Consider the following 23788-nt stretch of genomic DNA (forward strand, 5'->3'; position numbering starts at 1 on the left):
GATTAGTGCCATGAGTGTGCAGATCGCGATCCGACTCCCCGACGACATGGTGGCCTTCTTGGACAAGTCTGTGGCCGCGGGCAACGCTCCCAGTCGAGCAGCGCTGGTGGCTCGCGCGGTCGAGCGAGAGATGCGCCGCCAGGTTGCCGAGCAGGACGCCGTCATCCTCCGCGAGCGCGGCACCGCTGACGAGCTAGACGAGCTGGTCAACTGGTCCGTCGCACACACCACCGTCGAGGACTGACCCGTGCGTGAGATCTGCCTGGTCCGGCTCGACAAGACACGGCCAGCAGTCGTTCTGACTCGCGAGGCCGCGCGGGCGGCCATGACGAAAGTCACGATCGCGCCGATCACCTCCACAATCAAGGGCCTGTCCAGCGAAGTCCCGGTCGGCCTTGCCAACGGCCTCGACCACGACGGCGTGATCTCCCTCGACAACGTCGTCACCGTTCCGAGCAGGCTACTCGGGCGCACCGTCGGGTTTCTGACCCACGCACAGGAGGCCGAGCTCGCCCGGGCGGTCGTCCTGGCCTACGACCTCGATATCCCGTTGCTCGATTGATGAACGGCTTGCCAGCCGTGACGCATCTCATGGATCGTGCACGGCGGCTTTTCTCGGGCCGACCCGTGCCGTGGAAGAGCTCCGCTTCACGTGCCGCGCGCCTGGCCGCCGACCGAGAATCCTCCACCCTACGAGGACCTCCTACCGTTCGCGAGCCGACCTGAGTGTCGACTCCTGACGCCGACGCTACGGCGCAGGTACGACAGTTTCGCCCCGGTAAACTGCGTCAGGACGGGACCCCCCTCACGCACGGCCACACGGCGGAAGGCGGCTTGTGAACAGCGCTATCAGAAGCAGGGACGGCAGCGTCCACGTGACCGACGAGCGGTTCAACACCCTCTCGCACCTGGTGGCCTTCTGCTTCTCGGTCCTCGGGACGGTCCTGCTGGTCTCCCAGGCCATCGCGCAGGGAGACCCGTGGAAGATCGTCGGCTTCAGCATCTATGGCCTGTCCCTCATGACCCTCTTCGCGGCGAGCACGCTCCACCACGGGCTCGATCGCGGCCCCCGAATCAACGAGGCGCTACGGACGCTCGACTACGCTTCCGTCTTCACCCTGATCGCCGGCACGGTCACTCCCCTGGTGCTGGTTCTCTTCCGCAGCGTGTACGGATGGGCGGTGTTCGGCGCGGTGTGGGCCGTCGCGATCCTGGGGATCGTGCTGCGCTCCGTGTGGCGACGAGTCCCGAAGTACGTCACCAACACCCTCTACATCACGCTGGGCTGGATGACCATCGCGCTGCTGGGCGCGGACGTCTCGCTCCCGCCGACCGCACTGGTCCTGCTGGCGGCGGGCGGCCTGGTGTACAGCGCGGGGTTCGTGATCTACGTGATCGAGCGGCCCAACCCGTGGCCCGGCATATTCGGCTTTCACGAGATCTGGCACGTGCTCGTGGCCCTCGCGGCGTTCCTGCACTACCTCTTGATGTATCTCTACGTGCTACCCGCGTGATCCAGGCCTTGTCGAGATGACGCCGCGTGCCCCACTCGGAGTTCTGCTTTCCGTCCACACTCGAAAAGTGTCAAGGCTCTGCACGGTCGCGGTGCTCAGATCAAGGTCCATCAGTCTCGGCCTCACTCGTCACTTTCCTTCACTGCACATCACTGTTGTTCAGTGAGCGCTCAGTGATGTGCAGTGAATGGACCGCATGCTCGAGACATGCGCGCGAGAACAACGCGGCCACCTTGCCGAGGCCACGACCGCCCAGATGACAGAGCCGTCACAGGGGTTAGGGTTGGACCAACACGACCGGTTCCGCCCTTTGGGCCCAGGGCCGGTCTTTGTTGTTCGGGAAGCGAGAGCGCCCCTTTGGATCCGAAGCCACCAGACGTACGAGCAGCAGCCGGGAGTCAGGCGCGTAGATCGACGCAGAGCTTGTTGCCGCGGTTGTAGTCGAGCAGCCGGGCCCGGTGCATCTGGAACACCGCGAGCCCCGGGGAGATTCCCACCTCCTGCGCCACGCGACGGATGTCGCCGTCGCGCTCGAGTCCATCGAACGGCTCGATCCCGGACTCGCCGAAAAGCGTTGCCATCGCGAACTGGTTGGCCTGCTTCTCCGCGTGCGAGTTCCGCTTCTTCGGGTCCTTGAACTCGAAGTGGGTCTCGCCGCGGGGGTCGTTCAGGATGTGGCCCAGCTCATGGAACAGCGTCCAGATGATGAAGCCATCCTTGCCCCGGCGGCCGGTCTGCTGGATCAACGGGTGCCGGCCGTCGATCCAGCGGGTGACTCCGTGCAACGGGAAGCGAGCTGGCGGATCGACGAGTTGGAGCGTCACCCCTGCAGCTCGCAGCATGGCGCGCACGTCGTCGATCATTCGGTCGTCGGGGGTGGCGACGCGGCCCCGCAGCTCGGGGAGCAGCGCCCGCAGGCCCTCCTCGTCGAAGGCCAGGGCGCGGGCAGACTCGTACTCGGGGGTCAGCTCGCCTGCGCGGAGCCAGGCCATCAACAGCCCCTGATCGACGGCGTCCGTGGACTCCTTCAGAGCCGCGAGCTGGAACTCGCCCCGGAACTGATCCGCCATCAGCTCCCGGTAGGCGGCGACCGTGCCGCAGCGATGGAAGCGCAGGAAGTCGGCCACGAGCTGCGTCTTGCTCCTGGCCGTCGCCGTCGTGACTCCGAGCGATCGCAGGTACGTTGCCACGCGCGCATCGACCACGTCGACGTCCGCCTGAAGCTGCTCGGCGTCGTGCAGCCGGGCGAGGTCGGCCCGGTAGGCGGCCTCGAAGCGCAGCCACGAGTCCGCGGGGATGCCGGTGACCCGCTCCAGCTGGATGGCCGCCTCCGCGGAGATCGGGGCGCGGCCCCCGACGATCTCGTTCACCCGCTTCCGGCTCCACCCCAGCCTGTCGGCCAGCTGTTGCTGGGTGAAGTGCTCGTCGTCCAGCCACTCGGCGAGGTACTCCCCCGGCGCAACCGCATAGTTCCTGTCCACGTCCCCTCCCCTCTAGTGGTAGTCCCGGATCTCGATCACCATGACCGAAACCTCTCCGCCCTCGACGCCGTCATCCTCGACGATGAGCCGCCAGTTGCGACTGAGGTCCCCGGCCCATTGACCAGTGCGATTGGCCGTCAACGGGTGCCACCGGCCAAGTGGATCCAACGTCTGCAGATCCTCCAACGACGTTGCCGCACTCAAAGCGTTGATTCGCAGCCTCAGTTTCGGAGCCACCGACCCGCGTTTCCGCTTCATCTCACGCTCGTCGGTGCACTCCTTCCGAAGCTGATTGGACGAGTAGCTGATCCTCAACGGATGTAACCTTCTTCGTTACACGCTAGCACGGCTGTCAAATGTTGTTGACGGCAAGCCGCCCGGACATGAGCTCGGGGAGGAAGGCGTCGCGGGTCGCGGCGAGCACCCGATTCTCACGCAGCGCAGAGTCGGCTCTGCCCACTATCAAGGCGAGGGCGTCTTCCAGAGATGCGGGGGCCAGCCGCACATCAGGAACCGTGAGATGATCAAACGTCCGCATGGTGATGGTTTGGAATACAGTCCCATGGGAGTGAGCCTGAGCCTGCAGCATCCCCGCGGCCAGCGCGAAGAACAGCAGATGGCTAGGGACAGCGCCCGGTACGAAGGCGTAGCAGGACTGGTTAAACGCACCGTCGAATCCAGTGCGAGCCAGTTTTCCCACCGTTCCCCTTGCGGTCACGATCGTTGAACCAGCCGGCACCACGCGAGCACGGGTCTTCTGCGTCGCCTCGACAGAGATGGACTCTTCGGTGCTGATCAGGTACCCATGAGCGGCCTTCGTGACGTCCGCCACAGATACCCAGGCAATGCCTCCACCCCAGTAGCGCGGAATACCCCGGTCCGGCGTCCCTCCCAGCACAGCTGTGGATAGTTCGCTGATGGCAACCTGCGGAAGGTCTCGAACCGCACGCTCGAAACTGGCCAGGGCAAGCTCCATGCTCACACTGGCCAGACGCTCGTTGGCGGCGATCTTGTCGTCCAGCGCTCCCAGGACGTCGGCGATGGCGGTTTGGGTGGCGAGGTCAGGAAGCCAGACTTGGATACTGTCGAGCGCCGAGCGGTTTAGCTTGGGCTGAGCCGAGCCGGTCAAGTACCCGGTCATGTCGGTGAGCTGCAGCTGGTAGCACAGGTAACGGATGTCGGAGATACCAGGGACAGCCGTCAGCACATGAGCGTGGTTGTTGACCCAGAATTTCCCGTCAGCCAGGAAAGCAACAGGCGTGTTCCGACTGCGAAGATTCTCTCCATCCTCGGCGACGAGCAGATGGCGGCCCTCAAACAAGAAGTCGCTCACCCAGTCGACGATCCCCGAAGCCCCGTAATAGGGGTACGGACCAGGTTGTCGAGACGACGATCTGACTGGCACCCTTTTCGCATCCAGGTTCCGTGTGACATCGCCGAGAGCTACGTATGTCATCGGCTGACCCTCCCCAACTGCTCGCGGACGACGGCGTCGAGGCGGGCGGACTCGTCCATCGCCTCGAACAACTCCCTGGTCAGCCGCTCGATCTTCTCGTCGAGGGGTTCGCCGTCGTCCTCCACCGCCGCGGTGCCCACGTAGCGGCCCGGGGTCAGGGCGTAGCCGGCGGCCTTGATCTCCACCGTCGGGACGGAGCGGCAGAAGCCCGGCACGTCGTCGTACTCGCCCTCGATGCCGCGCCAGGCGGCGAAGGTGCCCGCGATCCTGGCGATGTCGTCATCGCTCAGGGCGCGCTCCGCCCGGTCGACCATGTGGCCGAGGTTGCGGGCATCGATGAACAGCGTCTGGCCGCGGCGGTCGGTCGTCGCCTCGCCGGCGGCGCCCTTGTTCTTGGCCAGGAACCACACGCACACGGGGATGCCGGTGGAGCGGAACAGCTGGGTGGGGAGTGCCACCATGCAGCTCACCACGTCCGCCTCCACCATCTCGGCGCGGATCTGGCCCTCGCCGCCGCTGTTGGACGACATCGAGCCGTTGGCCATCACCACGCCCGCCTGGCCGTCGGGCGCCAGCTTGCTGAGGATGTGCTGCAGCCAGGCGTAGTTGGCGTTCCCGGCCGGCGGGACGCCGTAGGCCCAGCGGGCGTCATCCTCGCGGCGGGCCCAGTCCTTGATGTTGAACGGCGGATTGGCCATGACCACGTCGGCCTTGAGGTCCGGGTGGAGGTCGCGGGCGAACGTGTCGCCCCAGGTGGGGCCGAGGTTGCCGAGGATGCCGTGGATGGCCAGGTTCATCTTCGCCATCCGCCAGGTGCGCTCGTTGAGCTCCTGCCCGTAGACGGAGATACTGCCGGGCGAGCGGTGGTGCGACTCGAGGAACTTCTCCGCCTGCACGAACATGCCCCCCGATCCGCAGCAGGGGTCGTAGACGCGGCCCGACGTGGGGCGCAGCACCTCGACGAGCACCCGCACCACGCCGGCGGGGGTGTAGAACTCGCCGCCGCGCTTCCCCTCGGCGCGGGCGAACTTCTCCAGGAAGTACTCATAGACCTCGCCCAGGAGGTCGCGGGCCTTGGTGGCGCCGGCGCCGGTGAAGCGGGCGCCGTTGAGCAGGTCGATCAGCTCCGAGAGGCGGCGCATGTCCACGCTGGACCGGTTGAACACCATGGGCAGCGTCCCGGCCAGCGACTTGTTCTCCTCCATGAGGCGGCGCATGGCCTCGTCGACGAGCTCGCCGGTGGACTTGTCCGGCGTGCCCTTGGCGTGCGCGGCGAGGTAGGACCACCGGGCCTCCTGCGGCACCCAGAACACCTGCGAGCCGGTGTACTCGTCGCGATCCTCCAGCGTCTCGGCGACGGTGGCCTCGTCGTAGCCCTCGATGATGAGTTCCTCGCGGATCTGCTCGCGGCGCTCCTCGAACGCGTCGGAGACGTACTTGAGGAACACCAGCCCCAGCACGATGTCCTTGTACTGGCTGGCGTCCAGCGAGCCGCGCAGCTTGTCAGCCGACTTCCACAGCAGGTCTTTGAGCTCCTTCGCGGTGCTGGGCGCGGCGGGGGCGGCGGGTGTTCTGGCCATGGTCAGCGGGTCTCCAGGGTGAGGGTGGTGGTCTCGCAGGCGTCGAGGAGGGCGTCCTCGAACGAGTTGAGGGCGTCGAGCTGGGCGGTGAGCTCTGCCCGACGCTGCCCAATCCTGTCAGCCGCCGCCGACAGTGCGGCGCGCTGGGAAGGATCGAGCGGGGTGAGCCGCCACTGGGGCGGCCTGGTGCCGCGCGGCGCGGTGGCGACGGCGCGGGCCAGTTGCTGGGCGGTCACGGGCGCGTCCGCGCCGAGGCGAAGTGCCCGGGCGGGGGCGGCGACGAGCGAGCCGCCGTCGGGGTCGACGACGGCGGTCGGGCCGGGGCCGAGGATCACGTCTCCCGGCTGCGTCAGCCACGTGCGGGGGCGGGCGAGGGCGGTGAGCCGGTCCGCGGTGGCCGTCCGGGCGAGGCGTCCGCCTTGGACCATCCAGACGGTGAGGTCGCCGTCGCCGAGCCGGGCGGGCGAGCTCCGGGAGCCGGGGAGGAGCTTGAGCCAGCCGTCGGTGATGCCGTCCTGGGCGGTGGTGTCGCGGCGGGGTGCCCCGACGCCGGGCGTGACCTGGACCCCGTCGACGCCGGCCGCGGCGGCCTTGGCCCGCAGCTCCTCCGGCGAAGGCGCCGAGGTGTGTTTGCCAGACGGAGGTTGCGAGGTGGACACGAGTGAGCCGCCGCGGGCAAGGAGGTGCCGGGTGAGGGCCGGGCGCAGGACGCGCCACGCTCGGTGCTGCTGGGCGGGGAGGTCCTGCGCGGCGACGGTGAGATCGACGACGAGGTCGGCGACCAGCGGGGCCGTCAGATCCGAGCCGGTGAGGTCAGCGACGAAGGTGCGGTGCTGCTCGAACGGCAACTCGTCGCGCTCCGCCACCAGCCAGAGCGCCAGCGCCTCGCGCGGGTGGGCGGGACGGCAGCCGGCCGGCAGCTTGACGACGGCCCGGACCACGCCATCGCGGAGGAGTGCGTCGCGCGCGGCGACGTCTCCGGCAGGATCGGTCAGGAGTCTGGCGGGGCCCAGCACCAGCCGGACCTGGCCGTCGTCACCGAGCGCGGCGCGCGCGAACAGCTCCGAGGGCTCGGCGTCGAGGGCGGCGTCGACGGCGACCGCCCAGCCGCGCTCGTCGTCCACCGGCTGCGCGTCCCACTCCCCCACCTGCAGGACCCGCCGGGAGTGGCGGCCCACCGGTGACTCGTGCATCCGGATCCCCACCGGCGCGGGCCACTCCGAGGGGAGGTGCTGCAGCCAGGAGAAGCCGGTGCCTGCCGAATCGAGGAGAGAGGGTTGCGGGGAGAGGTCCGCGAGCGCGACGGCGGCCCGTGCAACCAGCCCTGCCGCCACGTCAGACAGGCCCGCGGCGGCGAAGGTCGGGAGGTGGCGAACGAGGCAGTCATCGGTCAACCACCGCATGGCGTCGGCCGCGCCGAAGCGCTCGTCGAGGAAGGCGTCGACGGCCGCGGCAGTCTCCGGCAGGCCAGGGCCGAGAGCCAGGACCTCGCTGCCGAAGCAGCCGAGCCGGTCCAGCTTGTCGAGTCCGCCGAGTGCCGCTGCGCGCGAAGTGAGATCGTCGACGAGGTCATCGCCGTAGGCCGCCCGAAGCGCGAGCACGGCGGACAGCTCCATCGCCCGCGCCACGTCCGTGCGCGCCCCGATCAGCATGCCGAGCAGCGGCAGCGTTCGCTCGGGCTGCGGGTTGTTCCCGCGCCCGTGCTCGGAGAGCCAGCTGACGACGCGCTCCGCGTCGAACCGCCCGTCGATGTCTGGCGCAGGGAAGGCGTCGGTCCCGGCGTATCGCTTGCGCCACATGGAGACGACGGGGCGGCGGACGCGCGCGATCATCGCCACGTCGGCAGCAGTGATGCGCATACACCCTCCCTTCTTCGCCCACACTAGCGACGCGGTGGAACATGCTCACTTGATTTGCGATAACCCCTGTTATCGGGCGTGCTAATACACCGGATGACCACGGCTTGGGATGGTGGAGTCACCATCAACCCGAAGGAGTCACCGTGACCACCACCCCCCAGTGGCAGCCGCCCGCCGGTACCGCCGCCCCCCAGCCGACCGCAACCAGGCCGTGGTACCGCAAGAAGCGCATCATGATTCCCGCCGGCCTCCTGGTGCTGGCCGGCATCGGGGGCGCACTCTCAGATCCCGCCGAGACGGCGCAGCCGGCCGCCGCCCCCGCCTCGAGCTCCGCTCCGGCAGCGACGTCGGCGCAGCCCAGCCCAGCGCCTACTCCGGCACCGTGCCCTACGGGCTGATGGGAGACAAGAGCGGCATGCTCCAGATCACGGCCGACGGGTCCTGGACCGTCCAGATCTCCCCCATCACCACGGCGCCGCTAGCCGCCGGGCCACTCAAGGGCAGCGGTGACGCCGTCTACAAGTACGAGGGGCCGGCAGCCGTGGCATCGATCACCCACACCGGGACGGCCAACTTCGTGGTCCATCAGTCCGATGGCACCTGGCCCAATCTGCTCATCAACGAGATCGGTCCCTACGAGGGCAGTGTGCCGCTGATGGCCGGCCCCTCCCTCCTGCTCATCACCGCCGATGGGGCGTGGACCGTCGCCGCCTCCTGAGTGGAGGACCCGCGAGCCGCCGCCGGCGAGACGAGTGTTCTGGGGGGCACTTGACTCGCCGGCGGCCCTGTCATGTGTTGACCCCGGACCAGCGAGAATCTGACTGGAAATCCGCAGATTCGCTCGCATGATCGGAAATTGTCGGTGGTGGTCCGTAGCGTGGGGGTCATGACAGAGGTGGCGCGCAGGATCGCGGAGCAGTTGCGTTCCACGGATGAGTTGCGCCGGGTCGCGGAAGCGAACACCGTGACCTTGATGTGTGAGTTGGCCGAGGAGTACTCGGTCGGCTGTGACGAGGTCCACGAGATCCTGGCCGAGCGGAAGGTCACGGTGGGTGGCGCGGGGACGCCGGGGGTGTCGGAGTTCATCGCGTTGGAGTTGGCGGGGCTGCTGCGCTGCACGCCGATGGCGGCGGCCACGAAGCTCGCCGACGCGCTGAACCTGAAGTATCGCCATCCGGAGCTGTTCCGGGCGGTGCGCCTGTTCGAGGTCGAGCCAGCACGGGCGTGTAAGGCGGCCGATCTGTGCAGCGGCCTGCCGCAGGAGGTGGCCGAGCAGGTCACGAGCCGGTGGCTCGGGCGACAGGGAAAGCTCGGCTGGACCGCGGCGTTCAACTGGTTGAAGAAGCTGATCATCGACGCTGACCCGGCACGAGCCGCCGCACAGGAGGTCAAACAGCGCCAGGATCGCGGGGTCCACGTGTGGGGTCTGTACGAGGGCGTGATGAACCTCACCGGACGCCTGGACGTGCTGGATGCCCGCTACCTGGATGCGGCGGTCGACAGGGTCGCCGACATTCTGGCCGTGGAGCAGCCCGGCCAGACCAAGACGATCCTGCGCGCGAAGGCGCTGGGTGTGTTGGCCAACCCCGCCTACGCGCTGGCGCTGCTGCAGCGCGCGGCGCAGCCGTCGCTGCTCGACGACCCGGTCGAAGATCCAGCCTCCGAGGCGGGTGGGCAGCGGCATGATCCGCATTGCCTCGGCGCGCTGTGCGGGACGATCACCGCGCCCCTGTCGCGGTTGCGCCCCACCCTTGAGCTTGCGGTCCACATCCACACCGACGCCGTCGGCCGGCTCACCGGCGCCGCCCGCGTCGACAAAGCCGGCCACATCACCACCGCGCTGTTGGCCGAGCTGTTGCCCGGGCTGGATGTGAAGATCCAGCCCGTCATCGACCTGCCCGAGCTGCCCGCCGAGGACCAGTACGTGCCGTCGGTGCCGCTGAAGAAGGGCCTCCTGCTCCAGTTCGAGCATGACATGTTCCTCTACCGGCAGCACCGGTCCCAGGGCCTGGATGTCGACCACACCCGCGCCTACCGGCTCGGCTGCCGTGGGCAGACCCGCGTCGGGAACCTCGCACCCTTGGGCCGCACCGTCCACCGCGCCAAGACCCGCCGCGCCTGGCGCGTCGACCAACCCAGACCCGGACAACTCATCTGGTTCAGCCCACTCGGCTTCACCTACGAAGTCACCACCACCGGCACCCGCGCGCTCGACTAGGGCCAAGTCGCGCTGACCTGGCCTCCCGCTAGGGTGGATGTGTCCGCCCACGGAAGGGTGCAGCCATGACCACATTCCTGCTCATCGGTGGGATCGGTCTCGCCCTCGTCGTGGTGACCCTCGTAATCGGCGATGTCCTCGACGGCGTCCTCGGCCTCGACGCCCTGGACAGCGACCTGTTCTCGGTGTCCAGCCTGGCCGCCTTCATCGGAGCGTTCGGCTTCGGCGGCGCGCTGGCGCTCGCGCTCGTGCCGAACACCCTGCTGGCGGTCCTCACGGGGATCGTGGTCGGTGCCGCCGCGGCCTGGGGCGCCATCAGCCTCACCCGCGCCCTGCGCTCCGGTGAGAACTCAGCCGCGCTCCGCCCGGACGCCATGCTCGGCCACCCTGCCCGGGTCATCACCGACATTCCCGTCGGGGGCTACGGCGAGGTCCACGTCAGCATCGCCGGGCATGTCCGCAAGCTCGCCGCCCGCGCCGACTCGCCCATCCCAACGGGGACCGACGTGTGGATCTCCGCCATCGTCTCCCCCACCGCCGTCGAGGTCACCCCGGCGGCCGCACTGCCCGACTCCACCAACTGAACCCGACAGAAAGGCACCCCATGCCACCCGCCGTCCTCGCCGTAGGAGGCCTCCTCCTCCTGCTGCTCCTCGTGGGCCTGCTCATCGCCAGCCGCTACAAGGTGGCCAAGCCCAACGAGGCCTTCATCATCACCGGACGCAAAGGCAAGGAGGTGCGGAACCCCGAGACCGGGCTGGTGTCCACCGACCTCAGCGGCCAGAAGGTCGTCATGGGCGGCGGCGTGTTCGTCGTGCCGTTCATCCAACGCCTCCACGTCCTGGACCTGTCGTCCCGCCGCATCATGGTGACCATCCGCAACGCGGTGTCCGGACAGGGCATCAAGCTCAACGTCGACGGCGTCGCCATCGTCAAGGTCGGCGGCAACGAGGACTCCATCCGCGCCGCGGCGCAGCGCTTCCTGTCCCAGCAGGGCGAGATCGAGACCTTCACGCAGGAGACGTTGGCCGGGTCGCTGCGCTCCATCGTCGGGTCGCTGACGGTCGAGCAGATCATCCGCGACCGCGCCGCCTTCGCCCAGCGCGTCACCGACGAGTCCGAGTCATCGCTCACCGGTCAGGGGCTCGTCCTCGACACGTTCCAGATCCAGGACATCACCGACGACGGCTCCTACCTGTCCGATCTCGGCCGCCCCGAGTCGGCCAAGCTGGGCCGGATGGCTGCCGTGGCCGAGGCGGAGGCACGCCGCGAGGCCGAGCAGGCGCAGATCGCGGCCGAGCAGGAGATCGCGATCGCCAACCGGGCGCTCGTCCTCAAGCAGGCCGAGATCCAGGCGGAGACGGACGCCGCCCGGGCGCAGGCCGCCGCGGCCGGGCCCCTGGCTCAGGCGGACCGGGATCAGGCGATCCTGCTGGAGCAGGAGAAGGTGGCCGTGGCGCAGGCGGCGCTGAAGGAGCGCCAGCTGGACACCGAGGTGCGCCGGCCGGCAGACGCCGAGCGGTACCGCGTCGAGACCGCCGCGGAGGCGCAGCGCAACGCTGCGATCTTCGAGGCCGAGGCCCGCAAGGCCGCCTCGATCGCCAACGCCGAGGCGGAGGCGGAGAAGGCCCGGCTCACCGGTGTGGGCGAGAAGTCGCGTCGTACCGCGGAGGCCGAGGCGGTCCGCGCCGAAGGCGAGGCGAAGGCCGCCGCCGTGCTCGCCGTCGGTCAGGCGGAGGCGGAGGCGATGGACAAGCGGGCCGAAGCCTTCGCGCACTACAACGACGCAGCCGTCCTGCAGATGCTGATTGAGGTGCTGCCGCAGATCGCGGAGAAGGTGGCCGCCCCGATGGCGAACATCGACACCCTGACGGTCGTCTCGACCGAGGGCGCCTCGGCGCTCCCGAAGACGGTGACCACCAACATGCTGCAGACGCTGCAGATGGTGAAGGACACCACGGGCTACGACCTCACCGCGGCCCTCGACCGGTTCGCGTCGAGGGATCGCGCCTCGGCCGAGTGACGGAGGCGCTCGGTCTCCTCAGCCGGCGGTCCGGCCGAGGAGACCGAGCGCGATGCCGTCGAGGATGTCGGTCTCGCTCACCCGCACCGCCCCGTCCGGGACGCGGCGGGAGATCTCGTCCAGGATCAGGCCGCCGGCCCCGAGCACGGCGGCGCGGAGCGGATGCATGCACGGCTCGGCGGCCGTCTGCTCAGCGGTCTGGGCCAGCCAACGCGACACGGTCCGGTCGATGTCGGCGCGGCTGAGCACCGTCTCGTGCACGGCCTGGCGCGAGTACTGCTGCAGGCCCAGGACCGACGCGGCGACGCTGGTGACGGTCCCCGCCACCCCGATGGCCGATTTCAAGGCCGCGAAATCCACGCCCGCCCCGTCGAGGAGCGCTCCGACGTGCTCGCGCGCGGCAGCGACCTCGTCGGCGGTCGCGGGATCCGAGTGCAGGAACCGTTCCCTGATGCGCACGGCGCCGATGTCGAGGCTGAGGGCAGATCGGACCGCGGCGCCGTCCTCGACCACGATGAGTTCGGTGGAGCCGCCCCCGATGTCGAAGACGAGGGCCGGGGTGTGTGCGTCGACGCCGCTCAACACGCCCATGGTGGACAGGCGGGCCTCCTCGTCGCCGGTGATGACGTCGACGGCGACCGCCAGCCGGTCCCGGACGTTGCGCTCGAACTCCGCGCGGTTGCTGACGTCGCGCGCGGCGGACGTCGCCACGAACCGCACCTCATCTGTCCCTTCTGCGTCGATGAGCCCCGCGTACTCCTCGAAGATCACGTTGGCGCGGGCCAGCGCGTCCGGGTGGAACTCCCCGGTGGCGTCGACGCCCTGACCGAGCCTCGCGAGGCGCACCTCACGGGCGAGCTCGGTGATGCTGCCGTCCTCTTCCCGACGCAGGATGAGCAGGCGGATGGAGTTGGTGCCGCAGTCGACGGCGGCGACGGTGGTCATGCGTCCTCCCGTGCACAGGGGTTGGCCCAGAACTCGCCGAGCCGCTCCAGTGCCTCGTCGCCCAGCGGGTTGACGCCCGGCCCCGCCGCCAGGGCGTGACCGACGAGCACATGGAGGCACTTGACGCGGTTCGGCATGCCGCCGGCGGAGATGCCGTCGATCTCCTCGACGTGTCCCAGCGCGGCCCGGTCCGCCAGATACGCCTCGTGGGCCGCCCGGTACCGCGCCGCGAGGTCCTCGTCCTCGGCCAGGCGCTGCGTCATCTCGGTCATGAGGCCGGAGGCCTCGAGCGCCGAGCAGCCCGCGACGGCTCGCTGACAGGTCAGGTAGTAGGTCGTGGGGAACGGCGTCCCGTTGGGGAGGCGAGGTGCCGTCGTGACGACGCCAGGCTTCCCGCAGGGGCAGCGCCAGGCCACGGCCAGCACGCCGCGGGGTTCGCGGCCGAGCTGCGCCGCGACGGCGGCGAGATCCTCGTCGCTCGGTTGGGTGTGCTCGCTCATGGGCGCCTCCTCACTGGACGTCCGAGCCTAGCGGGTCGGACTCCGCCGAGAGTCAGCGCTCGGGGGTGGGGGCAGGACTCGGCTGGATGGTGCGGTCCGGCTCCGGGCTGGGGGCGGGGGTGGGTTCAGGCTCCGGCGCATCGGCGATCTCCACCGACCGCCACATCTTCTCCCACCAGAGTCCCGGCTCCTCGCGATCCGCCGGCGTCTCGATCTCCGGGCCCTCCAGCGGCTGACCGTCAGCACCGATCACGCGGTAGCCAACCTCGCCGGGCATGACCCACCCGAGCCGGACCCGGGCGACGGAGCGCACGTACTCCGGATCGTTCCAGCGGTTGAGCTTGTCTTCGAGGTCGGCGATCTGTTCCTGTTTGGCGGCGATGTCGGCCCGCACCGCGGCGATCTCCTGGGACTGGGCGAAGTAGACGCGCAACGAGTGCGCCAGGACCAGACCGAGGCCCGCGATCACGACGAGCAGAACGATGAGCCGCCAGGTCGCGGACATGGCGCGCTGCGCGCGGGGAATCGGGCCCGGCTTGGGGTCCATCGCGGCGGTGACGTCGCGGTCCGGGAGCGGTTCGACCCGGGGGCGGGTGCGCTCCCCCGGACGCGCAGTGGTCCGGGACCGCGGCGTACCGCGTCCCGGACCATTGCGTGTCGGCTTGTTCCGAGGAGTCTGAGGCACTGACCCAGTGTGCCGGATCAGGCCGGGTAACTCAGCCCTTGAAACGCGGGAACGCCGAACGGCCGGCGTAGACAGCCGCCTCGTCCAGGTCGTCCTCGATGCGCAGCAGCTGGTTGTACTTCGCCACGCGGTCGGTGCGGGCCGGGGCGCCCGACTTGATCTGGCCGCAGCCGAGCGCCACCGCGAGGTCGGCGATCGTCACGTCTTCGGTCTCACCGGAGCGGTGCGACATCATCGTGCGGTAGCCGTTGCGGTGCGCGAGGTCGACGGCGTCGATGGTCTCCGACAGCGAGCCGATCTGGTTGACCTTCACCAGCAGCGCGTTGGCGGTGGCGGTGTCGATGCCCTTCTGCAGGCGGGTGACGTTGGTGACGAACAGGTCGTCGCCGACGATCTGGACCTTGCTGCCCAGGCGGTCCGACATGGCCTTCCAGCCGTCCCAGTCCTCCTCGTTCAGCGGGTCCTCGATGGACACCAGCGGGTAGGCGTCGACGAGCTCGGCGTAGTAGTCGATCATCTCGTCGGCTGTCTTCGAGGTGCCCTCGAACTGGTAGCCGCCGTCCTTGTAGAACTCGGACGCCGCGACGTCGAGCGCGAGCGCCACGTCGGCGCCGGGCTCGTAGCCGGCCTTCTTGATCGCCTCGAGGATGAGGTCGAGGGCGGCGCGGTTGGACTCGAGGTTGGGGGCGAAGCCGCCCTCATCGCCGAGGCCGGTGTTGAGGCCCTTCTCCTTGAGGACGGCCTTGAGCGCGTGGTAAACACCGGCGCCCATCTCGACGGCCTGAGCGAAGCTCTCGGCGCCGATGGGGGCGATCATGAACTCCTGGATGTCGACGTTCGAGTCCGCGTGGGACCCGCCGTTGAGGATGTTCATCATCGGGACGGGCAGGATGTGGGCGTTGGGGCCACCGACGTACTTGTACAGCGGCAGGCCGGCCTCCTCCGCCGCGGCGTGCGCGACGGCGAGCGAGACGCCGAGGATGGCGTTGGCGCCCAGCTTGGCCTTGTTCTCGGTGCCGTCGAGCTCCAGCATCGCCATGTCGACCAGGCGCTGCTCGGAGGCGTCGAGCCCGAGGATCTCCTCACCGATGGCCTCGGTGACGTTCTGGACGGCGGTCAGCACGCCCTTGCCGCCGAAGCGGCCCTTGTCACCGTCACGGAGCTCGACGGCCTCGAAGGCGCCGGTCGAGGCACCCGACGGGACGGCGGCGCGACCGCTCGCACCCGACTCGAGCTCGACCTCGACCTCGATGGTCGGGTTGCCGCGCGAATCGAGGATCTCGCGTGCCTGGATGAATTCGATGGATGCCATGTGCTCCCTTTCGAAGAGTTGTTCTCTTGCGGGTCCAGCCTAGCTATCCAGGGGCAGGAAAGCGTCGGCGGGACGGCTTAACTTTCCGCGCTGCGGATGCGTTCCTCGAGCGCCCTGAGCGCCTGCCTGGCGGCGGCGTCGGCGTCGATTCCGTGGGCCTGGGCGCGGGCGACGAGGGCGACGATCTCCGCGCCGACGCTCTCCTCATCGATCGGCTCGTCGGGCAGGTCGACGGCGACGCCGTGGGATCGTGTCCGCGACACCACCTTGTGCGCCCGCCCGAGCACGCTCAGGGACTGCGCGATGCCCTCGAGGGCGGACGAGCGGCCCTTCTCGGCGCGCTTGCGCTCCTCCCAGGACTGCCACATGTCCGACGGCACGTCCTCGTCGGCGAACACGTGCGGATGCCGCCTGACGAGCTTGTCGGAGATGCCGCGGGCCACGTCGTCGAGCGTGAAGCGGCCCTCGTCCTCGGCGATGCGGGCATGGAAGTACACCTGGAGCAGCAGATCGCCCAGCTCCTCGACCAGTTCGGTGTCGTCCCCGGCCTCGACGGCGTCGACGACCTCGCACGCCTCCTCGATGAGGTGGTTCAGCAGCGACCGGTGGGTCTGCTCCGCGTCCCAGGGACACTTCGTGCGGAGCTCGGCCATGATGCCGCGCAGCCGCTCGAGCTCAGAGGCCATCCGGGCGGCTCAGGAGGGGACCGAGAGCGACCCGGTGCCGGTGATCCCGGCGCCGGCGGGGTCCCACGTGCCGTAGCGCGGGTTGAGTTGCACGTCGACCGCCTCGAACTGCTGCTGAAGCGCGGCGATGTCGGCGTTCTCCCCCAGCTTAGTCACCAGGATCTGCAGCTTCGCGCCGCTGGCGGCGACCCGGGCGCAGTCCGGATTGCCGAGCGCGGGGCTGGTGCCGTTGGTCTCGCGCAGCACCGCCTGGGCCTCCTCGTCGGTGACGGTCTGGCCGTTGTCGGCGGCGAGGTCGTCGGCGATGAGTCCGAGGATCTCCGACATGAGGAGCTGGCTGCGCTGCACCTGGTCCGGCCCGAGGCCGACCGACTCGCAGCCCTCGGCAACGCGGGTCAGCTGCGCCTCCGAGATCCGAGCATCGCCGACCTGGGCGGCCGTGCTCGGCATGGGGCTGCAGCCGGCGGCGACGGTTGCCGCGACGACCGCGGCCATCGGGATGAGGCGGGTCAGCTTCATGGGGGTCCTCTCGGTGGAACAGGAGGGCGGTGACACTGCGGGCCAGCCTAGCGCATGGCTCTCCGGCGGCCCGATGGCGTCAGCCGTACAGCTGGGTCAGCAGCGTCGTGGCCCAGGCGAGGTGGTCCCCGTCGGGCTTGGGCACAAGCAGTTGCTCGGCGCCCGGCTTGAGGGTGGCACCCGGGTAGAGCCGGCGCAGCCGCACCTGCCGGGAATCGGGCAGCGTGACCGGCGCGAACCGCACCACCTTGCCCTGGGGGACGATCTCCTGGACGCCGTGTTCGCGGGCCAGCATCCGCAGCCGCGCCACCCCGAGCAGGGCGACGACGGGGGCCGGCGGCTCCCCGTAGCGGTCCGCCAGCTCGGCCCGGACGGAATCGATGTCGGCCTCCGTGCGGATCTCCGCGATCTGCTTGTACATCTCCAAGCGCAGGCGCTCGGACTCGATGTAGTCCTCCGGGAGGTGGGCGTCGATGGGCAGCTCGATGCGCATCTGCGGCTCCGGCTCGACGTCGTCGCCGCGGTAGCTGGCGACGGCCTCCCCCACCATGCGCAGGTACATGTCGAAGCCGACGCCCTCGATGTGCCCCGACTGGTCCTCGCCGAGCAGGTTGCCGGCGCCGCGCAGCTCGAGGTCCCGCATGGCGATGGCCATGCCGGAGCCGAGGTCCGTGTTGGCGGCCATCGTCGCGAGGCGTTCGTGCGACGCCTCCGTCAGCGGCTTGTCCGGCGGATACAGGAAGTAGGCGTAGCCGCGCTCGCGGGACCTGCCGACGCGGCCCCGCAGCTGGTGCAGTTGGGACAGGCCGAGGGTGTCGGCGCGGTCGATGATGAGGGTGTTGGCGCTCTGGATGTTGAGGCCCGCCTCGACGATGGTGGTGCTGACGAGGACGTCGGCCCTGCGCTCCCAGAAGTCGAGCATGACCTGCTCCAGGCGCGTCTCGCTCATCTGGCCGTGCGCGGTCACGATGCGCGCCTCGGGCACGAGTTCGCGCAGGTGCGCGGCCGTCTTCTCGATCGTGCCGACGCGGTTGTGGACGAAGAACACCTGACCCTCGCGCGCCAGCTCGCGCCGGATGGCCGCCTTGACCTGCGCGTCGTCGTACGGACCGGCGAACGTGAGGACGGGGTGCCGCTCCTCCGGAGGCGTGGCGATGACGCTCATCTCGCGGATGCCGGTGATGGCGATCTCGAGCGTGCGGGGGATCGGCGTCGCGGACATCGACAGGACGTCGACGTTGACCCGCATGGCCTTCAGGCGCTCCTTGTGTTCGACGCCGAACCGCTGCTCCTCGTCGATGACGACCAGCCCGAGGTCCTTGAACTGGACCTCCTTGCTCAGGAGGCGGTGCGTGCCGATGACGACGTCGATGCGGCCGGTGGCCAGGCCGTCGAGGATCTTCTTGGACTCGGCGTCGGACTGGAACCGCGACAGCTGCGCGAGGTGGACCGGGAAGCCGGCGAACCGCGACGCGAAGGTCTGGTAGTGCTGCGACACCAGCAGCGTGGTGGGCACCAGCACCGCCACCTGTTTGCCGTCCTGGACGGCCTTGAAGGCGGCCCGCACGGCGATCTCCGTCTTGCCGTAGCCGACGTCGCCGCAGATCAGCCGGTCCATCGGCACGATCTTCTCCATGTCGGACTTCACCTCGGTGATGGCCGACAGCTGGTCCGGCGTCTCGACGAAGCTGAAGGCGTCCTCCAGCTCGCGCTGCCACACGTTGTCCGGCCCGAAGGCGTGCCCTCGGGTGGCCTGCCGGGCCGCGTAGAGCTTGATGAGCTCGGCCGAGATCTCCCGGACGGCCTTGCGGGCCTTGGCCTTCCGCTTGGTCCAGTCGGCGCCGCCCATCTTGTCGAGCGCCGGCGCCTCCGACCCCACGTAGCGGCTGAGCTGGTCGAGTTGGTCCATCGGCACGTACAGCCGGTCCCCGGGTTGTCCGCGCTTGCTGGGCGCGTACTCCACGACGAGGTAGTCGCGGGTGGCGCCCTGCACCACGCGCTGCACCAGCTCCACGAACCGCCCGACGCCGTGCTGTTCGTGGACGATCGCGTCGCCGGCCTTGAGTTCGAGCGGTTGGATGGTGGCCTTGCGGCGGCTGGGGAGCTTCCGTTCGGAGCGGTCGGTGACCGTCTGTCCGGTGAGCTCCGTCGAGGTGATGAGCTCGACCTTGGCCTCGTCGGCCCGCCAGCCGTGCGTGAGCGTCGCGACGACGACCGTCACCCGGTCCGGGCCCGGTGGCTCGGTGAGGTCGTCGATGCCGGCGGGGACGCCCGCCTCGTCGAGCAGCTCGACCATGCGCTGCGCCAGGCCGCGTCCCTCGACGCTGAGCACCACGCCCCAGCCGGCCGCGCGGCGTTCGGCGATGTGCCGGGCTGCGGCCTCCGTGTCACCGCGGAACGACTCGACGGCCCCCACCTTGACCGAGCGGGAGTGCACGGAGTCCGCGTCGATGGTCTGCTCGTCGTCGGCCGCGAACGGTGACAGCGACCACCAGCGGTGGCCGACGGCGAGCGCGTGCTGACGGACGTCGGCGAGGCTCCAGTAGGCGGACGCGCCGAGGTCGATCGGCGAGGTGCCCCCGCCGGCCGCCGCTGCCCAGCTGGCCTCCAGGAACTCCTGGCTCGTCTGGACCAGCTCGATCGCGCGGGCGCGGATGAGCTCCGGCGACGACGCGAGGATCAGCGACCCGGCCGGGAGCACGTCGACGAGCAGCTCGAGGCCGTCGACCAGCACGGGCGTGAGCGCCTCCATGCCCTCGACGGCGTGACCCTCGGCGATGCGGCCGAGCATGTCCCCCAGTTCGGGGTGCTGGGCGGCCAGCGCCCGGGCGCGCTCGCGGACCGGGGTGGTGAGCAGGAGTTCGCGGCACGGCGGGGCCACCATCTCGGGCAGCGTGTCGCCCGTGGAGCGCTGGTCGGCGACGGTGAACGACCGGATCTCCTCCACCTCGTCGCCGAAGAAGTCCACGCGCACCGGGTGTTCCTCGGTGGGCGGGAAGATGTCGACGATGCCGCCGCGCACCGCGAACTCGCCGCGCCGTTCCACGAGATCGACGCGCGTGTAGGCGGCGCCGGAGAGGTCCGCGAGCAGCGTGGACAGGGGGTACTCCTCCCCCACGGCGATCCGCACGGGGGCCATGTCCGCCAACCCCTTGACCTGCGGCTGCAGCACGGAGCGGATGGGTGCCACCACGACGCGCGGCACCGGTAGCTCGGCGTGTCCGGTGAGGCGCCGCAGCACGGACAGCCGGCGGCCCACGGTGTCGGCGCGGGGCGAGAGCCGCTCGTGGGGCAGGGTTTCCCAGGCCGGGTAGTAGGCCACGGCGTCCTCGCCGAGCAACCCGCCCAGCTCCGCCGTCACCTGCTCCGCCTCGCGGTAGGTGGAGGTGACCAGCAGCACCGTGCGGCCCGATTCCTCCGCGATGGCCGCCGTCAGCACCGGGAAGAACGCGGGGACGGCGGTGACGTCGAGCGTGGTGACGCCCGAGCGGCGGGAATCGGCCAGCGTCGCGGCGACGGCGTGGTCGCGTTCGAGTGCGGTCAGCAGTCCGGGGAACAACACGTCGCCATCCTTCCACGGCCCTCTGACATCACGAGTTGTAGCGGTTCTGCGTCGCCACCAGGCCCTCGCGCACGAGCAGTTCGACGGCGTCCGCCGCCACGGCGGCATCCACCCGCATCTCCTCCAGCTCGGCGGGCTTCATCTTCGCCAGCACCCAGGCGGCCGCGTCCTGCCGACCGGGGGGGCGCCCCACGCCGACCCGCACCCGGTGGAAGTCTCCGGTCCCGAGGTGGGCGCGGATGGACTTCAGACCGTTGTGCCCGTTGTCGCCGCCCCCGAGCTTCACGCGCAGGCGGCCGGCGTCCAGGTCCAGCTCGTCGTGGATCACGACGATGTGGGACGGCTTGACCTTGTGAAACGTCGCCAGGGAGCGGACGGCCGAGCCGGAGTCGTTCATGAACGTCGTCGGCCGCGCGATCACGAGCCGGATCGACGTGCCCGGCACCAGCGCGGTCGCGACCTCGGCGCGCTGCCGGGAATTGAGGGACAACGACGAGCCGTAGCGGTCCGCGAGGTCCGCTACGGCCCAGAACCCGACGTTGTGCCGGGTGGCCTCGTAGGTCGGGCCCGGGTTGCCGAGCCCGACCACGAGGTACGTCGAGTCGGTCACTCGCTCTCGGCGCCGCCCTCGGCCTCGGTCTCGCCCTCGGCGCTCTCACCGAGGTCGGCGACCGGCGCCGGCACGACGCTGACGACGAGCGTGTCGCCGTCGACGGCGGCCTCGACACCCTGCGGGAAGGTCAGGTCCGCCACGGTGATCTGCGCACCGATGGCGAGGCCCTCCAGCGACACCTCGACCTCGGTGGGGATGTCGGTGGCGGGCGCCAGCACGCTGACCGTCGACAGGTCGTGGTTCACCAGCGCGCCGCGCTCGACGTCGCCCGTGAACAACAGCGGCACGTCGACCGTGACCTTCTCGCCGGCCGTGATGAGCACCAGGTCGACGTGCTCGATGGCGGGGAGGATCGGGTCGCGGGTGATCTGCTTGGGCAGCGCGAGGAACGGCTTCTTCTCGCCCTCGACGGTGATGTGCAGGAGGACGTTGGCCTGGCGCAGCGCCAGGAAGGTCTCGCGCGCGGGCAGCGCCAGGTGGACCGGCTGGGTGCCGTGGCCGTACAGGACGGCCGGCGTCTGGCCGGCGCGACGCAGGCGGCGGGCGGCGCCCTTGCCGAACTCGGTGCGGGTGGTGGCGGTCAGGGTGACGTCTGCCATGCGGAACTCCTCAAGCTTCGGGTGGTGTACGCGTGCGGGCGCCGAGCGAGGACAGTGGCATGTCGATCACGGACCCTGGGGGTCCCTCGCCAGGCAGCCCGCCAAGCCTACCTCAGCACCCGCGGCCGGGCCAATCGCCGTGGCCTAGCGGGGCCGCGGGGACGTGGACGCCCGCTCGATCAGTTCCGGCCGGATCACGTGGCGCGTCGGGGGGCGGCCCGGGTCGGCCAGCTCGTCGAGCAGGATGCGGGCTCCTGCTGCGCCCATCTCGTCGCCGCGCTGGGCCACGGTGGTCAGCGGCACGCCGCCCCATGCGTTGATGTTGGAGTCACATCCCATGACGAGGATGTCGTCGGGCACGCGGACGCCGGCACCCGACAGCACCTGGACGATCGCCATGCCGGTGAGGTCCGCGACACAGATGACGCCGTCGGGCCGCTCGTCGTCCGGAAGCGACAGCAGTGCATGGCCCGCGTCGATCCCGCCGTCGATCTCGAGGTCCGGGACGTGCAGGTCGCGCAGGGACACACCGTCCATCCCTGCGACGGTCCACATCGACAAGATCTACCCCATGTGGTTCTACCTGCCGGGCGGGCTGGTCTTCCTCGTCCTCTTCATCGTCCCGACGGTGCAGTCGTTCTACTAAGCCTTCACCCGGTGGACGCTGTTCGACGCGACGTTCGTCGGCTTCGACAACTTCGTCACGGTTTCGCGTCCGACGTCATCGCGTCGGTCATCTACAAGCAGTACCAGGCCGGCTTCTACGGCCTGTCCACCGCGGGCAACGTCGTGTTGTTCATCGTGGTCACGGCGATCATCTACCCTCTGTCTCGGTGGCTCAACTCGAAGGAGGTCGTCCTGTGACCAAGATGCGGCCACTCGGCTACATCGTCGGCATCATCGGGATCGCCGTCACCACCGTCGTGTTCATCCTGCCGTTCGCATTCATCAACGACTTCCAGAATCCGCTGTACTTCCTGCCCGGCGACAAGAACGCCACGGGTGCAGCTGACGCTGTTCAACTTCCAGAGCCAGTTCAACACGTCCTACAACCTGCTGTTCACCAACATCCTGCTCATCACGATCCCGCCGCTGATCATGTACATCTTCTTCCAGCGTCAGATCGTGGCCGGGATGACGTCCGGGGCCGTGAAGGGCTGAGGATAGACCCGTGAACCCGCAGCCCCGCCTCAGCATGCGCGACGTCGCCGACCTGGCCCGAGTCTCCATCGGGACGGTGTCGAACGTCGTCAACAACCCGGACCGGGTGCTCCCCTCCACCCGCGCCCGGGTGGAGGACGCGATCCGGACGCTGGGCTGGGCCCCGAACCAGCAGGCACAGGCGCTGCGGGCCGGCCGGAGCCGCACCATCGGGCTGGCGGTCATGGACGTCGCGAACCCGTTCTTCGCCGACGTCCTGCGCGGCGCCCAGGCCCGCCTCGAGGAGGCCGGCTACGGGGCGACGATCGGCGACGCCGACAACCGCCCCGACCGCGAGGCGGCGATCCTGCGCTCGTTCCGCGATCAGCGCGTCCGCGGCGTCGTGCTCGGGCCGATCGGGGCCCTGCCGGCGGAGGTCGAGGCGCTGCACCGCGCCAGAATCCCCTCGGTGCTGGTGGACCGCGCCGCCGGCGAGGCCGGCTGCACCGTGGGCGTCGACGACATCGAGGGCGGGCGCATCGCCGTCAGGCACCTCGTCGCGCAGGGACACCGTCGGCTCGCCTTCGTCGGCGGGCCCTCGACTCTCGCACAGGTCCGCGACCGCCGCGAGGGCGCCGAGCAGGCCGCCGCCGAGGCCGGGGCCACCCTGCTGGCCGTGTCCGTGCCGGCGCTGGACTTCGGATCCGGCCGGTCGGCCGCCGAGCACCTGTCCACGCTGCCCCCCGAGGAGCGCCCGACGGGGATCTTCTGCGCCAACGACATGATCGCGATCGGGCTGTTGCAGGGCCTCGTCGCCGCCCGGATCCGGGTGCCGCAGGAGGTCGCGATCGTCGGATACGACGACATCGAGTTCGCGTCCGCGGCCACCGTGCCGCTCACGTCCGTGGCCCAGCCCCGGCGTGACCTGGGCCGGGCCGCCGCGGATCTGCTCATCCGGGAGCTCGAGGACCACGACGCGGGCGTGGACCACGAGCACCGCACCATCGTCTACACCCCCACGCTCGTCGTCCGGGACTCCACGTCCCGTTGACCGGCGAACCCCATCGTTGTATCGTTTCAATCACTCGTTTGTGAA

Annotated in this window: 26 protein-coding genes; 11 read left to right on the forward strand and 15 right to left on the reverse strand. The window is 69.8% G+C overall.

Annotated elements, in window-relative coordinates:
- The first annotated feature begins 10 nt into the window (after nt 1–10).
- The 3 genes from ACFQPD_RS12345 (at nt 11) to ACFQPD_RS12355 (ending at nt 1514) form a co-directional block, all read left to right on the forward strand.
- Nucleotides 11–244 carry a YlcI/YnfO family protein gene (locus ACFQPD_RS12345; RefSeq protein WP_385901010.1) on the forward strand — a complete coding sequence of 78 codons (234 nt, stop codon included), beginning with the start codon at nt 11–13 and terminating at the stop codon, nt 242–244.
- Between the two features lie 3 nt (nt 245–247).
- Entirely contained in the window at nt 248–562 is a 315-nt protein-coding gene (locus tag ACFQPD_RS12350) for a type II toxin-antitoxin system PemK/MazF family toxin (RefSeq protein WP_385901012.1), read from the forward strand.
- A gap of 313 nt (nt 563–875) precedes the next feature.
- The gene (locus ACFQPD_RS12355) at nt 876–1514 is read left to right on the forward strand and encodes a hemolysin III family protein (protein ID WP_385901014.1); all 639 of its coding nucleotides are present in this window, start codon (nt 876–878) and stop codon (nt 1512–1514) included.
- Nucleotides 1515–1912: 398 nt separating this feature from the next.
- Here ACFQPD_RS12355 and ACFQPD_RS12360 read toward each other — a convergent pair whose 3' ends face one another.
- From ACFQPD_RS12360 to ACFQPD_RS12380, 5 genes are read right to left on the reverse strand one after another with little or no spacing between them, the layout of a single operon-like run.
- Nucleotides 1913–2995, reverse strand: a complete 1083-nt coding sequence (locus ACFQPD_RS12360) for a HigA family addiction module antitoxin (protein WP_385901015.1) — start codon at nt 2993–2995, stop codon at nt 1913–1915.
- Nucleotides 2996–3007: 12 nt separating this feature from the next.
- Nucleotides 3008–3310 carry a type II toxin-antitoxin system RelE/ParE family toxin gene (locus tag ACFQPD_RS12365; protein ID WP_385901017.1) on the reverse strand — a complete coding sequence of 101 codons (303 nt, stop codon included), beginning with the start codon at nt 3308–3310 and terminating at the stop codon, nt 3008–3010.
- Nucleotides 3311–3347: 37 nt separating this feature from the next.
- Nucleotides 3348–4451: a restriction endonuclease subunit S gene (locus tag ACFQPD_RS12370; RefSeq protein WP_385901019.1), complete on the reverse strand. Its 1104-nt coding sequence runs from the start codon at nt 4449–4451 to the stop codon at nt 3348–3350.
- Entirely contained in the window at nt 4448–6031 is a 1584-nt protein-coding gene (locus tag ACFQPD_RS12375) for a type I restriction-modification system subunit M (protein ID WP_385901021.1), read from the reverse strand. Before ACFQPD_RS12375 ends, ACFQPD_RS12370 begins: the two co-directional genes overlap by 4 nt.
- 2 nt (nt 6032–6033) lie before the next feature.
- The gene (locus ACFQPD_RS12380) at nt 6034–7890 is read right to left on the reverse strand and encodes a hypothetical protein (protein WP_385901022.1); all 1857 of its coding nucleotides are present in this window, start codon (nt 7888–7890) and stop codon (nt 6034–6036) included.
- A gap of 143 nt (nt 7891–8033) precedes the next feature.
- Between ACFQPD_RS12380 and ACFQPD_RS12385 the strand changes: the two genes are divergently transcribed.
- From ACFQPD_RS12385 to ACFQPD_RS12405, 5 genes are all read left to right on the forward strand, one after another.
- Nucleotides 8034–8288: a hypothetical protein gene (locus tag ACFQPD_RS12385; RefSeq protein ID WP_385901023.1), complete on the forward strand. Its 255-nt coding sequence runs from the start codon at nt 8034–8036 to the stop codon at nt 8286–8288.
- Nucleotides 8288–8608: a hypothetical protein gene (locus ACFQPD_RS12390; protein ID WP_385901025.1), complete on the forward strand. Its 321-nt coding sequence runs from the start codon at nt 8288–8290 to the stop codon at nt 8606–8608. Before ACFQPD_RS12385 ends, ACFQPD_RS12390 begins: the two co-directional genes overlap by 1 nt.
- Before the next feature lie 168 nt (nt 8609–8776).
- Nucleotides 8777–10108, forward strand: coding sequence for a hypothetical protein (locus ACFQPD_RS12395; RefSeq protein WP_385901027.1), 1332 nt, complete (start codon nt 8777–8779; stop codon nt 10106–10108).
- 65 nt (nt 10109–10173) lie between these two features.
- The gene (locus tag ACFQPD_RS12400; protein ID WP_385901029.1) at nt 10174–10692 is read left to right on the forward strand and encodes a hypothetical protein; all 519 of its coding nucleotides are present in this window, start codon (nt 10174–10176) and stop codon (nt 10690–10692) included.
- Nucleotides 10693–10712: 20 nt separating this feature from the next.
- Nucleotides 10713–12131, forward strand: a complete 1419-nt coding sequence (locus ACFQPD_RS12405; RefSeq protein WP_353082191.1) for an SPFH domain-containing protein — start codon at nt 10713–10715, stop codon at nt 12129–12131.
- Nucleotides 12132–12149: 18 nt separating this feature from the next.
- Here the strand turns inward: ACFQPD_RS12405 and ACFQPD_RS12410 are convergent, their stop codons facing one another.
- The 10 genes from ACFQPD_RS12410 to ACFQPD_RS12455 all read right to left on the reverse strand — a co-directional run bounded on the left by ACFQPD_RS12410 (nt 12150) and on the right by ACFQPD_RS12455 (nt 22089).
- Complete coding sequence (locus ACFQPD_RS12410) at nt 12150–13076, reverse strand: exopolyphosphatase (RefSeq protein WP_385901030.1); 927 nt, start codon at nt 13074–13076, stop codon at nt 12150–12152.
- A complete protein-coding gene (locus tag ACFQPD_RS12415) occupies nt 13073–13576 on the reverse strand; it encodes a DUF501 domain-containing protein (protein WP_385901032.1) in 504 nt (167 codons plus the stop codon). The genes ACFQPD_RS12410 and ACFQPD_RS12415 overlap by 4 nt, the downstream gene beginning before the upstream one ends.
- Before the next feature lie 52 nt (nt 13577–13628).
- Nucleotides 13629–14081, reverse strand: coding sequence for a septum formation initiator family protein (locus ACFQPD_RS12420; RefSeq protein WP_385901034.1), 453 nt, complete (start codon nt 14079–14081; stop codon nt 13629–13631).
- A 211-nt stretch (nt 14082–14292) separates the two neighbouring features.
- Nucleotides 14293–15573: a phosphopyruvate hydratase gene (gene eno, locus ACFQPD_RS12425; RefSeq protein ID WP_068750542.1), complete on the reverse strand. Its 1281-nt coding sequence runs from the start codon at nt 15571–15573 to the stop codon at nt 14293–14295.
- 77 nt (nt 15574–15650) lie between these two features.
- Nucleotides 15651–16259 (reverse strand): MazG family protein, encoded by a 609-nt coding sequence (locus tag ACFQPD_RS12430; protein ID WP_068750540.1) that lies wholly within the window; start codon nt 16257–16259, stop codon nt 15651–15653.
- A gap of 9 nt (nt 16260–16268) precedes the next feature.
- Nucleotides 16269–16778: a hypothetical protein gene (locus ACFQPD_RS12435; protein WP_385901036.1), complete on the reverse strand. Its 510-nt coding sequence runs from the start codon at nt 16776–16778 to the stop codon at nt 16269–16271.
- Between the two features lie 79 nt (nt 16779–16857).
- Nucleotides 16858–20340, reverse strand: coding sequence for a transcription-repair coupling factor (gene mfd / locus ACFQPD_RS12440; protein WP_385901038.1), 3483 nt, complete (start codon nt 20338–20340; stop codon nt 16858–16860).
- 28 nt (nt 20341–20368) lie between these two features.
- Nucleotides 20369–20950: an aminoacyl-tRNA hydrolase gene (pth, locus tag ACFQPD_RS12445; protein ID WP_385901040.1), complete on the reverse strand. Its 582-nt coding sequence runs from the start codon at nt 20948–20950 to the stop codon at nt 20369–20371.
- Nucleotides 20947–21552: a 50S ribosomal protein L25/general stress protein Ctc gene (locus ACFQPD_RS12450; RefSeq protein WP_385901042.1), complete on the reverse strand. Its 606-nt coding sequence runs from the start codon at nt 21550–21552 to the stop codon at nt 20947–20949. The genes pth and ACFQPD_RS12450 overlap by 4 nt, the downstream gene beginning before the upstream one ends.
- A gap of 144 nt (nt 21553–21696) precedes the next feature.
- Nucleotides 21697–22089 carry a substrate-binding domain-containing protein gene (locus ACFQPD_RS12455; RefSeq protein ID WP_385901043.1) on the reverse strand — a complete coding sequence of 131 codons (393 nt, stop codon included), beginning with the start codon at nt 22087–22089 and terminating at the stop codon, nt 21697–21699.
- A gap of 120 nt (nt 22090–22209) precedes the next feature.
- Here ACFQPD_RS12455 and ACFQPD_RS12460 point away from each other — a divergent pair, with 120 nt between their 5' ends.
- The 3 genes from ACFQPD_RS12460 (at nt 22210) to ACFQPD_RS12470 (ending at nt 23743) form a co-directional block, all read left to right on the forward strand.
- The gene (locus ACFQPD_RS12460) at nt 22210–22416 is read left to right on the forward strand and encodes a hypothetical protein (RefSeq protein ID WP_385901044.1); all 207 of its coding nucleotides are present in this window, start codon (nt 22210–22212) and stop codon (nt 22414–22416) included.
- Between the two features lie 138 nt (nt 22417–22554).
- Nucleotides 22555–22713 carry a hypothetical protein gene (locus tag ACFQPD_RS12465; RefSeq protein ID WP_385901045.1) on the forward strand — a complete coding sequence of 53 codons (159 nt, stop codon included), beginning with the start codon at nt 22555–22557 and terminating at the stop codon, nt 22711–22713.
- A gap of 10 nt (nt 22714–22723) precedes the next feature.
- Nucleotides 22724–23743 (forward strand): LacI family DNA-binding transcriptional regulator, encoded by a 1020-nt coding sequence (locus tag ACFQPD_RS12470; protein ID WP_385901046.1) that lies wholly within the window; start codon nt 22724–22726, stop codon nt 23741–23743.
- Nucleotides 23744–23788: the final 45 nt, after the last annotated feature.

It is taken from the genome of Tessaracoccus sp. O5.2, from assembly GCF_964266725.1.
GTDB lineage: Bacteria > Actinomycetota > Actinomycetes > Propionibacteriales > Propionibacteriaceae > Arachnia > Arachnia lapidicapta.

Excerpts from the sequence above, each read along its gene's own strand:
- ACFQPD_RS12430 (WP_068750540.1), bottom strand. The coding sequence starts at position 16,259 with ATGGCCTCTGAGCTCGAGCGGCTGCGCGGCATCATGGCCGAGCTCCGC.
- ACFQPD_RS12375 (WP_385901021.1), bottom strand. The coding sequence starts at position 6,031 with ATGGCCAGAACACCCGCCGCCCCCGCCGCGCCCAGCACCGCGAAGGAG.
- ACFQPD_RS12450 (WP_385901042.1), bottom strand. The coding sequence starts at position 21,552 with ATGGCAGACGTCACCCTGACCGCCACCACCCGCACCGAGTTCGGCAAG.
- ACFQPD_RS12405 (WP_353082191.1), top strand. The coding sequence starts at position 10,713 with ATGCCACCCGCCGTCCTCGCCGTAGGAGGCCTCCTCCTCCTGCTGCTC.
- ACFQPD_RS12380 (WP_385901022.1), bottom strand. The coding sequence starts at position 7,890 with ATGCGCATCACTGCTGCCGACGTGGCGATGATCGCGCGCGTCCGCCGC.
- ACFQPD_RS12435 (WP_385901036.1), bottom strand. The coding sequence starts at position 16,778 with ATGAAGCTGACCCGCCTCATCCCGATGGCCGCGGTCGTCGCGGCAACC.
- ACFQPD_RS12370 (WP_385901019.1), bottom strand. The coding sequence starts at position 4,451 with ATGACATACGTAGCTCTCGGCGATGTCACACGGAACCTGGATGCGAAA.
- ACFQPD_RS12345 (WP_385901010.1), top strand. The coding sequence starts at position 11 with ATGAGTGTGCAGATCGCGATCCGACTCCCCGACGACATGGTGGCCTTC.
- ACFQPD_RS12400 (WP_385901029.1), top strand. The coding sequence starts at position 10,174 with ATGACCACATTCCTGCTCATCGGTGGGATCGGTCTCGCCCTCGTCGTG.
- ACFQPD_RS12415 (WP_385901032.1), bottom strand. The coding sequence starts at position 13,576 with ATGAGCGAGCACACCCAACCGAGCGACGAGGATCTCGCCGCCGTCGCG.
- ACFQPD_RS12455 (WP_385901043.1), bottom strand. The coding sequence starts at position 22,089 with ATGGACGGTGTGTCCCTGCGCGACCTGCACGTCCCGGACCTCGAGATC.
- eno (WP_068750542.1), bottom strand. The coding sequence starts at position 15,573 with ATGGCATCCATCGAATTCATCCAGGCACGCGAGATCCTCGATTCGCGC.
- ACFQPD_RS12390 (WP_385901025.1), top strand. The coding sequence starts at position 8,288 with ATGGGAGACAAGAGCGGCATGCTCCAGATCACGGCCGACGGGTCCTGG.
- ACFQPD_RS12420 (WP_385901034.1), bottom strand. The coding sequence starts at position 14,081 with ATGTCCGCGACCTGGCGGCTCATCGTTCTGCTCGTCGTGATCGCGGGC.
- ACFQPD_RS12395 (WP_385901027.1), top strand. The coding sequence starts at position 8,777 with ATGACAGAGGTGGCGCGCAGGATCGCGGAGCAGTTGCGTTCCACGGAT.
- ACFQPD_RS12410 (WP_385901030.1), bottom strand. The coding sequence starts at position 13,076 with ATGACCACCGTCGCCGCCGTCGACTGCGGCACCAACTCCATCCGCCTG.